Source organism: Kordiimonas sp. (genome assembly GCF_048260245.1).
Lineage (GTDB): Bacteria > Pseudomonadota > Alphaproteobacteria > Sphingomonadales > Kordiimonadaceae > Kordiimonas.
This window is the reverse complement of record NZ_JBLXGZ010000017.1, coordinates 1-13,717: the sequence shown is the minus strand read 5'-3', so window position 1 is coordinate 13,717 and position 13,717 is coordinate 1. Positions and strand designations below refer to the sequence as shown.

The following is a 13,717-nucleotide window of genomic DNA, read 5'->3' as shown; positions in this document are numbered from 1 at the left end:
CTTATATCGGATGAACCGGAAGATGGTTCTCAATACATTGGCGTATGTCATTCAGTTTGATGGGTTTGGTCAAAAACGCATCTATTCCTGAGCGTGTGCTTTCTTCCCGGGCATCTTCCATGGCATCGGCTGAAACCGCGACGATGGGGAGCCTTACGTCCCCTGTTTCCCCTTGTCGGATAGCCCGGGCAAGAGCAAAGCCATCCATATTAGGCATGCGAAGGTCAGTTAGTACGAGGTCATATTGACCGTCTCTTAATCTTTCAAGGGCTTCAAAGCCGTCACCTGCAGTATCGTATGTGCACGACAGCTCTTCCAATATCTTTCCGATAACGATCTGGTTGATATGGTTATCTTCAACGACAAGAATATGTGGTGCCGAGGCATTCCCCGAAGCAGAGGAAGGAGGTACAGCAGGAGTTGTCTTGTGCTCGCCTTCCTCCTGCCCATGAGTGGGTTTCAGGGGTAGCGTGAGCGTGAACGTCGAGCCTTCCCCTTTTGTGCTCACTACCATGATTTCGCCGTCCATCAGTTGAGCGAGTCTTCGGCAAATGCTCAGGCCCAATCCCGTGCCACCGTATTGCCGGGCAACCGATGAGTCAGCCTGTTCGAAAGGCTGGAACAGCCGTTGAAGCACATCTGCATCAATGCCGATTCCGGTATCGGTTACCATGACGCGAATGATGCTGACTTGCGTATCGGGTGCCAGAGTGGCGCTGGCGCTGATGGTAACGCCGCCGCTTTCGGTAAACTTGGCGGCATTCCCAAGCAGATTAAATAAAATCTGCCGAATTCTGTTGGCGTCGCCATGCACATATCGGGGGAGGTCGGCGGGCAGTTCAAGGTCGATGCTTAGACCCTTTTGGCTGAAATTCGCCCTTAACAGGTCTGCGACGCCTGTAATCACAGCAGGAAGGTCGAAGTCGAAATTATTTATTGCGAGCTTTCCGGCTTCGATTTTGGATAGATCGAGGATGTCGTCGATGATAGTGAGCAGAGTTTCGGCCGATTGGTTGATGACACCGACAAGTTTTTTCTGCTCCTGCCCCAGGGTGCCGCGTTCCAGTATCTCAGCCACCGAGATAATACCGTTCATGGGGGAGCGGATCTCATGGCTCATCATTGCCAGAAAACTTGATTTAGCCTGCGCTGCGGCTTCGGCGCGCTCGCGGGCACTCCGGAGTGTCTCTTCCACGCGTACCTGATTGCTCACATCAACAAAAATGAGTTGCCGGGCCTGCTGCTGCTCCCAGTCCACTGGGCTGGATGCCAGATCAAGCCAAAGAGTTTCGCCGTCCAGGAGGCGGACCGGGTGTCGGTCTAGAACTACGGTTTTATCGCTTTCTTCCAGCAGGTTGGGTGGGATATGGTTCAGAGTGTCAACTAAACCGCTGTGTGAAGGCCAAAGTGCTGTGAAGGCTTTGTTATGAAACAGGACCTGTGTGGGGGTAGCAATGCACATTGCTTGCGGAGACAGGCGTATAACATCTTTTACCTGTTCTGCGCTCGCAAGCAGGCGGTTCTGGCGGTGATCAATCTCCGTGATGAAGTATTGTACCGCTTCTGATATTTCAGTAATTTCATCGTTGTCTTCGACCGGTATGATAACTGGCTCACCCGCAGTTTGAGCGTTTACTGCGTCTTTCAGGTTTGTCAGCCGCTGCAGGACCCTCCGGTCGATGTAGACAATACTGCCGCTGGCAATAAGGATGGCAGCAAGCAGGGTCAATATCAGCCAGGTGATATCTTTCTCTGCCCTTTCAATAAGCCTTTGGGTGGAGAGCTTTGCCCGCTCGCTTTCCTGGACGGAAAGAGTGTTCGTCTCCCGCAGCAGCTCACTGGCGAGCACACGCATCTGCCGGGACAGGGCCTTTGAGCGCAGGTCGAGTTGATTGAATGTGCGCAGGGTGGTTATCACCCCTTGTTTGCCGCTCAGTCTTGCCTTTAGTTCGGTGACTATTCCTCTGGCGGCGGGCTGTGCTGAGGCGGGTAGTTGCGTGATGTCATTTTCGATGGCAGTCAGTCTGCGGTTGATTGCCAGAATATCCCTGCGTTGCAGGCGCACATTGTTGCCGGGGGAGAGGGAGGCTGATTGAAGTACAAGCGCTTTCACACTATTGACCCATAACAGATAGGCCGTGCCATCGTTAGTGGAGGTTTCAAGGCCATTCACAGCCCATTCGTTAAACCGCTCACGTCGGGTGTGTACGTTTGTCGATGCATTGATGCGCGCTTTGATCAGGTTATTCATGTCGTCGGCTGTCGTAGAGAGAACCGCAAGAATTGCTTTGAGATCCTTGGTTGCCGCGACCGTCTCACTCTCGTTTGCGAGGTTTGAGCCGATGTCGATACTATCTTTGGTGGCGTTGAAGGCGATACGGCGTGCGGCTTGAACGTCTGCGGTCATCAAGCGCTCCGCGTTCTGCAGTACGTCTTCAAGCAGCGTCGTCAATTCCATTGTTGCGGCGAGGGAGGGCAGGGCCTCCTCCGATAGCTGGTTTGCCTGATCAGTAAACTTGCGCAGCGATGTATACGACAGCGCCGATACGAACAATAATAATATGACCAGCAGACCAATGGCGCCCTTTACCCTGAGACCAAGTCGACGACGGTTGTGAATTATTTTTTTCGTAGATTTTGTCATTCGTTGGTGGCACCGTTGGTGTCAATGAGGCGCCCCTCAAGAACCGGAACGATCATCCGTTGCCTTTCCGTGTATTCCGCGACAAGATCCCACATGGCGCGGTTGCTTCCACGAATGGATACACGTTCCTCGTTTGCGAACATCTCATAGCCGTCATTTCCTGCTGCCATGAAATCCGACATGGCCACGCGGTAGTAGTGTTCTTCGTCAAGTCTCTCTGGCCCAACCTTGATTTCCTGTATGCGGGCGCCGGCGGGAAGAGTGCTGTCATATGTGACGGTCAAGTTTGAAACCTGTAGCGCACACCCGTCAGCGTGAGCTGCGCACTCCAGGCCATATTCCAGCGCTTCCCGAAGGATGCGGCCCTTTACATTCAACAGCACGATACGGTTACTGAAAGGTAACTCACGCTGAATATCTCCGCGGTTGAGAGTGTTGCCTGCTTTATATTCTCTGTTACCCCTTATGGAGCCGCTGTTCAACAAGACGGCATCTGCTTCCACGAAACTGCCAAGCGCATCCGCAACAAAATTCCCGAATCCGTTTTCTCGGGTACGGACATTCTCCCGCAGCGTATTAAAGGATGTACCGATCTCAGCGATGGGCGGACTAAGCCTTTCCTTCAGGCGATTGCGGTAAGACTGGATCAGGGATGAAATCAGCTTGGTGGGGGCATAGGTCGCAATGTCGATAAAGCTTGTTTCGCTTTTCAGGGTATTCGTGGCATCGTCCAGCCATAGGTCTACAGCAATCAGCTTGCCGTCCAGGGGGCCTTCTTCGTAGAGGGCACCCTGCAAGTCGAGTGAATAAGGGTTGCCGAAGTTATGAGTATAGAAAATGCCGTCAACGATGCCGTTTTTGCGATATTCGCTCAAGTCGTCGTAATCGGTGTCCGCCAGCAGGAAAATGGCATCTGCTTCCATGTCGCGTAGTTCTTGCGCCCATTGGCGTACGGCGGTGGTTTCGTCGCGTGCCAGTGCCTCATTCGCACCATATTCACTGATTGCGTTAACCGACGTCAGCGCAATAAAGCCGACCTTAAGATTGATACCTTCCAACAGGAAATATGGATCGGTACCGTCTATGAGGTTTTCGGTTTGCCTGTCGACAAGGTTTGAACTCACAAAAGGGAAAGCGCTGGCTAATGCATTCACGACCAGTTCATCGTATCCATAGGCAAATTCTTTTTTGCCGACTGCCATGAACTCAGGCTGCATGGCGTTCAGTATGTCCACCATATGCGCGCCGCTGTCGAGCGCGCCCAGAACGCTTGGCCCGAGGGAGGCTCCTCCGTATATGAAGTATGCATCCGGGTGCAGTCGCTTTTGTTCCGTGACGGCGGTTGCTAGTTCAGCAAGCCCAGCCTCGTCGTCAGGCTGTACAATTTCCGGGTAGGAGGAAAAATATAAAAGGCGTGTGGCGTTTTCCGGGGCATCTGCTTGAACCGGCATCAATGAAACCAAGCTTACAAAAGAAGCCAGCAGCAACGCAAATGCAGGGCGGGGTCGTCGTGATCTCATGAATAGGTCCAGCTTGAGTTTATCGTATATTTTCAACGGAATATTAAATTTAGTTTAATTCCGTCATTATCACAGAAATTCTTGCTTCGGGGGTGCGCTTATAACTTGAATGCCGCATGGGGATAGCTAGTGTACAGGCTTGTGTATCATGCAGTATTAATTTAGTTTCATATGAAACAAACGTGCACTGCAAATAAATTTCAGACGGAAAGGGCCCCTGATGTTCTCCCATCTTACCAAGTTGCCAGCTGATCCCATTTTGGGTCTTTCTGCCCTATTTAAGGCTGATCCGAATCCTGAGAAGGTAGACCTCGGTGTTGGAGTCTACAAGACAGCAGATGGCCGGACACCAATTTTGGGGGCAGTAGAGCAGGCTTTTGTCCGGCTGTCGAAAGAAGAAGGCAGCAAAGTCTATATTGCGCCTACCGGATGGCCAGGGTTTACGGAAGCTTGCGCAGAACTGGTTTTTGGTGCCGACTTGCGTTCTGACCTTGGTGGACAGTTGGGAGCAATCCAGACGCCAGGTGGGTGTGGCGCGCTGCGGTTGGCGTTTGAGCTGATCGCCCTGTCCAAGCCAGAGACGACTGTTTGGGTCAGTACGCCGACGTGGGCCAATCATGTGCCAACCCTAGCCGCTGCAGGGCTTACTCACAGCCCTTATGCTTACTATGACCATGGCAGCGCCAGCGTTGATGTTGACGCTATGCTGAACTCGCTGGAGGGCGCGGCTGCTGGCGATGTCGTTCTGTTGCACGCATGTTGTCATAACCCCACGGGCGCCGACCTTTCTATGTCTGACTGGAAACGCGTGGCGGAACTGCTGCAAGCTAGAAAGCTGATCCCATTTCTGGATATGGCCTATCAGGGTTTTGCTGCGGGTCTTTCCGAGGATGCTTTGGCTGTCAGGCAAATTTTTTCCAGTCAGCCAGAGGCGCTGTTGTCTTATTCCTGTTCTAAAAATTTTGGCCTGTATCGGGAACGCACTGGCGCGTTGTTCGTCAAGGGCGAACAGAAAGACGCAAAGGAAGCTCTCGTCACAAACCTTGCACAACTTGCGAGGGCCAACTATTCGATGCCTCCGGCGCACGGCGCAGCGCTTGCAACAACAGTATTGGAAGATGACGAACTTCGGGCTTCATGGATTGACGAGCTTGGCGCGATGCGGAGTCGAGTGAACGGCTTACGCCGAAGCCTCGCGGAGGCTTTCAAAAAGGAGGGCTGCGGGGACCGGTTTTCAGGTGTCGCCCGTCAAACAGGCATGTTTTCCCTGCTGAGCCTAACCCCCGAGCAGGTGGCAGTCGTGCAGAAAGACAAGTCGATATACTTCCCGGCGAATGGACGCATCAATGTCGCAGGGTTGACCGACGAGAACATCCCGTATGTCGCTAAAGCGATAGCCAGCGTTGTGTAAAGCCGTTCCAGTCTTGTTTGGGCCAATGATTTTTGCCATCGTTGGCCCATGGCTATCTTTATAGACCCTCCGCTGCATTGGGGACATCGCTTCGGGCCGTCTTCTCATCTTCTCTCCGACCTACCGGGGCTAGACGGTACATGCGAGCTCACGGCATTTGGTCATGACATCGGGCTAATGCCCGGCTGGCTGCAATATCAGGGCCGGGACAAAGAGCACTATGACCTGTTCGGCCCCCGTATCAACTGGGCTGTTGAGGCGGGGGCGGTTGTTGTGCACCGCCGTGAGCTTGTGAAAATTATCCGCCAAAAACGTGTTTTTTACTTGTCGGCAGAAATGGGGCCCCACTCACCTTCAGGCGAAATGGTTTGAAGCCATGCGATAAGGTCGGCGCGGTCAGAGAGTTCGATTAAGCGTTGAAAGGCCAAATGCGATCCTTGGTCAAATTTCTTGCTTTCGAACATGAAGGCGTTTAGCCGCTCTGGTGTCCACACTCCCTTTAGCCTGATAATGCGCTCGCCATAGGAAAAGCCATTTGCAGAGGCTATGGGGCGTCCGACAATACCATACAGATTGGGGCCGATTTTGTTGGGTGCGCCTTCTTGATAGCTGTGGCAGGCTGTGCAGGGCTGAAACAGTTTCCATCCATGCGCGGCATCGCCTTGCATCAGGCTTTCTTGCAGATGGTCGGATACCGGTGTGGACCGACTACCGGGGCCCTGCGTTGCCAACCAGTTGATGAGATCCTCGCGGTCTCCAGGGTTCTGTATGCCACGGTATGACATATCGGTCCCTGCGACGGCATGATTGGGGTGCGACAGAAAGTTATCCAGCTTGCCGGGGCTCCAGACACCATCAACAGCGGAAAGTGCGGGGCTGTAATCATAATCCTGCAGGCTTGCGATGCGTCGTCCCATAATGCCGTATAGGTTGGGGCCTATCCTATCAGGCTCTCCCGGCGCTATAGTGTGGCAATTTACGCAGCGCGCAAAAACAGCCTCGCCCCTGACAATGGAGCTGTAGGTTACATTGGCGTGGACGGAAGAGGTCAGCACTAGCCAGAGAAAGAAAGTGAAAAAACGCATAAATTTAACCAGTTATGAAATCGTGAAGGCAACCTACCGATGACGGCAATGAATGGGAAGACCTATATCCTGCATGAGACAAATTATCCTTGTCGTTTTATATTGCGCCTGTTGTTATGTGCTGAAACTGTGTGATGGGGTGAAAAATGCATTTCTATGACTACATGAGCAGCGCAGACATCGCAGCACTTGTGTTTTTCCTCATTCTTGTCAGCACCTATACGTTGATAACCGACCATAGTGTGCTTAAGGCAAAGTCTATTTCTGCGGCAATAGACCGACAGCGCGAACACTGGATGGAGCAGGCGCGTCGGCGCGAGTTGCGCATGCTTGATAGCAATATCCTCGGTGTTCTGGTGTCGGGGATCAGCATTTTTGCCTCGACCAATATCTTTGTTATCGGCGGGTTGATCGCGGGTCTCGCGTATAATGAGGAGTTGAGCGCCGCTTTTTCTTCTGTCCCGTTCGCCGACCCCATATCCCCGGGACGCTGGGCCATAAAGCTTACGTTGCTGTTGGCAATTTTTGTCTATGCGTTTTTTAAGTTTGCTTGGGCGATACGGCTCGCCAATTATTGCGCGATTTCCGTCGGTGCGATGTCGGCCCCGGAGGACGCTGAGACCGATGTGGCTGCTGCACGTGCAAAGGCAGCATCAAAGCTTGCGGCACTGTGTGGCCACCACTTTAACCGTGGCTTGAGAGCCAATTTTTATGGGCTCGCCGTTCTGGGATGGTTCTTTAGCCCGTGGCTTTTTATCGCCGGGACGTTGTTTGTTGTAATCATCCTGCTGCGGCGTGAATTTTTTTCCAGAGCACTGCTCGCGGTCAAGGATACGCCCTGAAGCCTTCATATTGTGGCTGTAAAGGCACATTGGACCAGCATCGCCGGGTCGTTAAAAAACGTTCACTTCTCCTTAACCCTACTGTCACATTGCGGGTGGATCAGAAGCTGAGCCGCCACTCATGACGTGTGCGGACGCATACTCATAACCAATTTGCAGGTTCAGGGAAAATTCATGTCTTTTGATACGCAACGCAACAAATTGCGCCGGGCAGCGATGGCGTCGGCCAGCGCGCTCGCACTCCTCACAGCGACCGCCGCCCACGGTGCCGATGTCACAGGTCAGGTTAAAACCAAAAACACAGCGACCGCGCTTGAAGGCGCGGTGATTAAAATTGAGGAACTGAATCGCCGCGCTTCCACAGGCAGCGACGGAACGTTCCGTTTTAATAACATTCCCGCCGGCGAATATACCGTGATTGTCTCCTACATTGGTGCTGAGCCAATGATGAAAAAAATTACGGTGACAGAAGAGGGGGGCAAGCTTGAATTCACCGTCGCGGGTGATGAGAAAGATATAGAAGAGATTTTTGTGATGGGGCAGCGCGGCAGCCTCAACAGCTCGATCTCCAAGCAGCGCGCATCTGATAATGTGGCGAACTTCCTGTCGGCGGATGCCGCCGGAAACTTCCCTGACCAGAACGTGACAGAAGCGGTACGCCGCATTGTCGGTCTGTCGGTTGAAAACGACCAGGGCGAAGGCCGTTATGTCATTATCCGTGGTCTTGACCCGAACCTCAGTTCATCGTCGGTGGGTGGTGTGCGTCTGCCATCTCCTGAAGGCGGTGACCGCAAAGTTGCACTTGACGTTATCCCGTCTGAACTTCTGGAAACTATTGAGGTTACTAAATCGCTGACGCCAGAGATGGACGGCGACGCCATCGGCGGTAATGTCGATATCAAGACGCTGTCCGGTTTTGACCGGGATGGTCTGTTTGTCAAAGCCAAGGCCGAGGGCAGCTACAATCGTCAGCAGGACGAAATTAATCCCAAGTTTGGCCTGACAGTCGCTAACGCTTTCAATGAGCGCTTTGCCATTGCGGGTTCCGTCAGTTTCTATGACCGGAAATTCGGCACGGACAACATTGAGGTTGATGGTGACTGGCTTAACGAAGACGACGAAGATCAGGAAATCGATGCACTCTACCCGGAAGAACTTGAATTCCGCGACTATGTGGTGGAACGTCGCCGCATTGGCGCTGCGCTGAACCTTGATTTCCGCCCAAATGACAATCACGACCTATATGTTCGTGGCCTTTATTCCAACTTCAGGGATTCCGAGGTTCGTACCCGTACGGAAATGAAGTTGAGTGACGGTGAGTTTGATCTTGATGCCTCTGATATTGGTGCGGGCTACGTCTATATGGGCGGCATCGAAGCCGACCGGGATATGAAGGACCGGGTCGAGACGCAGAAGATACTCAGCGTGGTTGCAGGCGGTGAGAGCCGGTTCAATGAGCTGACCGCAACATATTCGGTCGCCTATTCAAGGGCGGAAGAAGCCGAACCCGACCGTGTCGATAGCGACTTCCAGGGCGAAGATTTCAATGCGGGCATTGTGTTCTCAGACCGTATGATGCCTAGCTCAACTTTCAAATCGCAGGCTGATCTTGATGGTTTTCAGGACCTGAGCGCTTATGAGCTGGACACCATTGAATATACGGACAACATCAGCACTGACAAACAGCTCGCCATGAAACTGGACCTTGCTTACGACACCTACTGGGGTGACAATCCGGTGCAGCTTAAATGGGGTGCCAAGGCGCGGCTGCGTGACAAGATGCTGGATGCTAACTTCACCGCGTATGAGGACCTTGGCGACTACTCCCTTGCAGATTTTGCGACAAGGATTGACTACCCGCTTGATTATGCCGTGGGGAATGTCGGGCCGGATAATGTTGCACTGCGTCAGTTCTTTGCTGCCAATCGCGACAATTTTGAGGTCAATGCGATCGACAGTGCGCTCGGCGATGAAGCCATCGAATATGACGCGACCGAGAATATCTACGCAAGCTATGTGCAGGGCCGCATTGACGTTGGAAGCCTGCGCATCGTCGGCGGCTTGCGCTACGAATACACCGACTTCAAAACCAACAGTAACTTCGTCTTTGCTGGCGAAGAGGTGGTGACCGATCCATTGACGGGTGCGCCTGTGCTGGATGAAGACGGCGACCCGGAAACCGATGACGTCTTGACTGTCAGTCCGGTAGGCCGGGAGCGCGATTATGACTATTTTCTGCCAAGCCTGAACCTGCGCTTGGAACCGGCTGAAAGCATCGTGACCCGTCTGGCCTACTTCCGGTCTGTTGTCCGCCCCAACATCAGCAAGATCGTGCCCACGGGCGTGATTGAGTATGAAGAAGAAGTGGATGACGGTGAGGTAGAACGCACGACAGAAGGCGAGATCGGCAACCCTGGTCTGGTGCCCATGTGGGCTCACAACCTTGATGCCAGCATCGAATGGTACCCAAATAACGACGCGGTGGTTTCCGTTGGTGTATTCTACAAGGACATCCGCAACTTTATCGTCGACCGCACGCTTGAGGAAGTCACCATCAACGGCATCTTCTTTGATGAAGTAGTCCGCCCTTATAATGGTGACAAGGGCACGATCAAGGGCGTGGAGCTGAACTATCAGCAAGCGTTGACTTTCCTTCCCGGCCCGCTTGACGGGTTGATCGTCGGCCTCAACTACACCTATGTTGACAGTGAGGCAGAGATTTTCGATGGCGAAGAGACACGGGTGATCCCGATGCCAAAAACGTCCAAGAATATCGCCAACGTGGTGCTGGGCTACGAGAAAGGCCCGATCAGCCTGCGTGCAGCCATGACCTACCGCGACGAGTATCTGGATGAGCTGAACGCTGGTGGTTTTGGTGACCGTTACGTGCTGGACCACACGCAGTGGGACTTCTCGGCATCATACGCGATCACCGACAGCATCAAGGTCTACGGTGAGGTGTCTAACGCCAATGACGCACCGTTTCAGGCGGTTTACCGGAACGATGACGGTGATTTTCTCATGCAGCATGAACAATACGACTGGACTGCCAACATGGGTGTGAAGGTCAAGTTCTAGGCTTGTTGATATCAACCAAGTTAAAAGGCGAGCCGGATTGGCTCGCCTTTTTTGTTGCACAGTTGCTGCGCGTTTATTTACCCATGCGGTCGAGAATTTTCTCGGCTTCATCCATCAGTCGGTTCATGCGGTTGATGAGAGTGGTGTAGGGTACCTCGGATGCAAGGTCGATTTTTGCGCTTTTCAGAAGCTCGTAGGGGTACTCGGACCCACCTGCCTCAAGCACACGGATATAATCGTCCCGCGCGGTATCGTCGCCCGCCAGCATGCGCTCGGCAAAGGCGGTGCCGCCGGAGATCGAGGTGGCGTACTGATACACATAGAAGTTGCGGTAGAAATGCGGGATATAGGCCCACTCTACCCCGTAGGTGTCGTCAATCTGCATTACGCCCTCGGCCTCACCATGATACTTGCGCAGCAGCTCAAGATACAGTTCGGTCATCTTCTTGCCTGACAGAGCCTCACCCTTTTCTGCCATCTCGTGGATGCGCAGTTCAAATTCTGCAAACATGGTCTGGCGGAAGAAGGTGCCGCGAATGCCCTCCAGCGCGCGGTCGATATAATACAGCCGTTCGGCGTCCGGCAGCTCTTTCGCCAGCATATGTTCCTGCAGCAATACCTCATTGGTAGTTGAGGCAAGTTCGGCGGTGAACGTGGTGTAGCTGAAGGTCTCGTATGGCTGGTTCTCACGGCTCAGCATCGTGTGCACGGCATGGCCCCACTCGTGGCTAAACGTGGATACATCCTCAAAGCCGCTATTGTAGTTCAGCAGCAGGTAGGGGTGCACATCATAGGCTGAGCCAAACATATAGGCGCCCGGGCGTTTACCTTGCTGCGGGAAGACATGCATCCACTGGCCTTCAAAACCTTTGCGCAGATGGTTCAGGTATTTTTCGCCAAAAGGCTCAAGCGAGACGAGGGTCATTTCCTTGGCATCATCAATGGTGAAGCTGCGGTCAAGCTGTGTCACTTCAGGGTAGATGTCATAATAGTGCAGGTCTTCAAGGCCGAGCAAGCGCTGGCGCAGTTTAAGGTACCGGTGCATGGACGGCAGGTTATCATTCGCCGCTTTCACCAGTGCGCGGTACACATCGGTGGGGATATTGCTGCCCGACACCGCGCTTCCGAGCGCATTCTCATACCCGCGGGATTTGGCATTGAAAATATGGCCTTGAACGTGTGTCGACAAAGTTGCACCAAACATGGCTTCGTACGTTTTCCAGGTACCCCAGAAGGTATCGAACACCAGCTTGCGGTCATCACGGTTTCCGACAGCTCGGTATTTGCTGTAGGCGGACTGGTTCAGTGTCACTTCTTCGCCGCTTGACAGGGTCGCTGTCGGCCATGGCAAGCTGGCGTTGGTCATGAGGCCGTAGATCTGCCCCGGACCAGACAGCACGTCCCCTGCGTTGGCAAGTACGCTCTCGGCTTCTTCGCCAAGGGTGTATTTTTCCTGACGCAACGTGTCTCTGAGCGCAAAGGCGTGTTTTGCAAGACCGGGCTCACGGGCGATGAATTTTTCAATCTTCTTGCTGCCCACCTTGATAAGCTCCGGAGAGACAAAGGCTGTTGCCTGCCCGAGAGACGAGAGTAGTGATTGTGCCAGGCTGCGTCGCTCCTGCTTTTCGGAAACGCGAAGGTCTTCGTCCGCAGCCAAAACGGCAAACACAAGCAGGCGCACTGCCTCTTTTTGTACCGTGGAAATCTTGTTTGCGGCCGCGAGCAATGTTTCAGCGTTATTGCCTAATTTGCCTTTGAAGCCTTCGATTTCTTTCATCTCCTCAAGTACGCGCTGGCGTTCCGCTTCCCATGCCTCGGGGCTGGTATAGAGGTCAGTCAGGTCCCACTCGATTTTTGCATTGTCTTCGGCTATGGCGACCTGACTGGGCACAAGTGCCGCCGTCATTAGCGCGGTCGAGGTGGCCAGTACCACAACAGAGCGTTTAATTTTTTTTGTAATCCCCATTGGTATATCCTCCCATTATTGTCGTGTTTAGTTTCCTTAATTGAACTAGATGATGCAAGGTGCACAAAAGTTCAAACGCATATTAGCGGCAAACGTCGCTGGCTTGCCATAACCAATAGTTGATTGGTAGGGTTGCACGGTTTTCTGTAGTGATTACCTACTGTTGGGTGCAAAGGGGAAGTGGTTTTGACACGGTTTTTTCTGGCGATGCTTTTGTGTTGTACCTCCTGTGTGGCTGCATTCGGCGCAGACATGACCGTGCAAATTCGTTCTCCCGAAGGGGCGCAGGTTCAAAACGCAGTGGTCAGCCTCAAGCCGCTTTCACCCAATCTGGTGATGCCGGCGGTTACAACTGAAGCCACGATGGCGCAGCAAAATACCCTGTTCAGGCCATTTGTGCTCGCCGTATCGGTAGGAACAGAAGTTAGTTTCCCTAATCTGGACGAATTCCGTCATCAGGTTTATTCCTTCTCCAAACCCAAGCGGTTTGAACTAAGGCTTTACGGCAAAGACACCACTAATAAGGTGCTGTTTGACAAGCCGGGCGTCGTCGCCCTTGGTTGTAATATTCACGATAATATGCTGGCGTTTATTTATGTCAGCGAACACCCGGTTGTAGGTAAAACCGATGACAGCGGTGATGTGGTCTTCAAAGACCTGCCCGCAGGCGCCTATGAGGTCCACGTCTGGCACCCGGATGAACAGCGGGGCGGCGAGGACATGAAAACCGTTACTCTTCAAGCCGAAGCATCTGATACTGTTGCGCTATCGGTGAACCTGCGGTCGATCAGTAGACAGCAGCAGCCACCAGCGGATGAAGGATATTGAAGATGTTCAAGGTCAAATTCCAAACCAAACTGACCATTGTTTATCTCGCATTATTCCTGATGGTGATGGGCGTGATTGCGCTGTTTTTCTACCGGTCGGTAACCCAGAATGTACGTGACCAAATCCAAAACCAGTTGGATGCATCGGCCCGGACGTTTGAACGTATCTTGGACGACAGGGTTGAAAAGCTTTCAGCCAGCGCGCTTTTGCTGTCGCGCGACTATGGCTTTCGCGATGCCATCAACAACCCCGATGATCAGGCAACGGTAATGTCTGCGCTGCGTAACCACCGTGCACGGCTTGGCGCAGACATGGCATACATCCTGGATCTGGATGATGAGTT

The 13,717-nt window shown here is 53.0% G+C and carries 10 protein-coding genes; 6 read left to right on the top strand and 4 right to left on the bottom strand.

Going from position 1 to position 13,717, the window contains the following annotated elements; all coding sequences use genetic code 11:
• Nucleotide 1: 1 nt before the first annotated feature.
• Together ACN0VM_RS10320 and ACN0VM_RS10315 are read right to left on the bottom strand one after the other, a co-directional pair.
• Complete coding sequence (locus tag ACN0VM_RS10320) at nt 2-2,644, bottom strand: ATP-binding protein (protein WP_417450800.1); 2,643 nt, start codon at nt 2,642-2,644, stop codon at nt 2-4.
• Nucleotides 2,641-4,095, bottom strand: a complete 1,455-nt coding sequence (locus ACN0VM_RS10315) for a bifunctional metallophosphatase/5'-nucleotidase (RefSeq protein WP_417450799.1) — start codon at nt 4,093-4,095, stop codon at nt 2,641-2,643. The genes ACN0VM_RS10320 and ACN0VM_RS10315 overlap by 4 nt, the downstream gene beginning before the upstream one ends.
• A 289-nt stretch (nt 4,096-4,384) precedes the next feature.
• Between ACN0VM_RS10315 and ACN0VM_RS10310 the strand changes: the two genes are divergently transcribed.
• Nucleotides 4,385-5,575 carry an aromatic amino acid transaminase gene (locus ACN0VM_RS10310; RefSeq protein ID WP_417450798.1) on the top strand — a complete coding sequence of 397 codons (1,191 nt, stop codon included), beginning with the start codon at nt 4,385-4,387 and terminating at the stop codon, nt 5,573-5,575.
• A 48-nt stretch (nt 5,576-5,623) separates the two neighbouring features.
• Complete coding sequence (locus ACN0VM_RS10305; protein WP_417450797.1) at nt 5,624-5,947, top strand: DUF4031 domain-containing protein; 324 nt, start codon at nt 5,624-5,626, stop codon at nt 5,945-5,947.
• On the opposite strand, the gene ACN0VM_RS10300 is transcribed toward ACN0VM_RS10305, so the two are convergent.
• Nucleotides 5,896-6,660: a c-type cytochrome gene (locus ACN0VM_RS10300; protein WP_417450796.1), complete on the bottom strand. Its 765-nt coding sequence runs from the start codon at nt 6,658-6,660 to the stop codon at nt 5,896-5,898. The genes ACN0VM_RS10305 and ACN0VM_RS10300 overlap by 52 nt on opposite strands.
• 146 nt (nt 6,661-6,806) lie before the next feature.
• On the opposite strand from ACN0VM_RS10300, the gene ACN0VM_RS10295 reads away from it, so the two are divergent.
• Both ACN0VM_RS10295 and ACN0VM_RS10290 read left to right on the top strand, forming a co-directional pair.
• Nucleotides 6,807-7,502 (top strand): DUF599 domain-containing protein, encoded by a 696-nt coding sequence (locus ACN0VM_RS10295; RefSeq protein ID WP_417450795.1) that lies wholly within the window; start codon nt 6,807-6,809, stop codon nt 7,500-7,502.
• A 174-nt stretch (nt 7,503-7,676) separates the two neighbouring features.
• Nucleotides 7,677-10,580, top strand: coding sequence for a TonB-dependent receptor (locus tag ACN0VM_RS10290; protein ID WP_417450794.1), 2,904 nt, complete (start codon nt 7,677-7,679; stop codon nt 10,578-10,580).
• 73 nt (nt 10,581-10,653) lie between these two features.
• On the opposite strand, the gene pepF is transcribed toward ACN0VM_RS10290, so the two are convergent.
• The gene (pepF, locus tag ACN0VM_RS10285) at nt 10,654-12,546 is read right to left on the bottom strand and encodes an oligoendopeptidase F (protein WP_417450793.1); all 1,893 of its coding nucleotides are present in this window, start codon (nt 12,544-12,546) and stop codon (nt 10,654-10,656) included.
• 186 nt (nt 12,547-12,732) lie between these two features.
• On the opposite strand from pepF, the gene ACN0VM_RS10280 reads away from it, so the two are divergent.
• Together ACN0VM_RS10280 and ACN0VM_RS10275 are read left to right on the top strand one after the other, a co-directional pair.
• Entirely contained in the window at nt 12,733-13,374 is a 642-nt protein-coding gene (locus tag ACN0VM_RS10280; RefSeq protein ID WP_417450792.1) for a methylamine utilization protein, read from the top strand.
• Between the two features lie 2 nt (nt 13,375-13,376).
• Nucleotides 13,377-13,717: cache domain-containing protein (locus ACN0VM_RS10275; RefSeq protein ID WP_417450791.1), on the top strand; the 341-nt coding region annotated here is incomplete at its 3' end.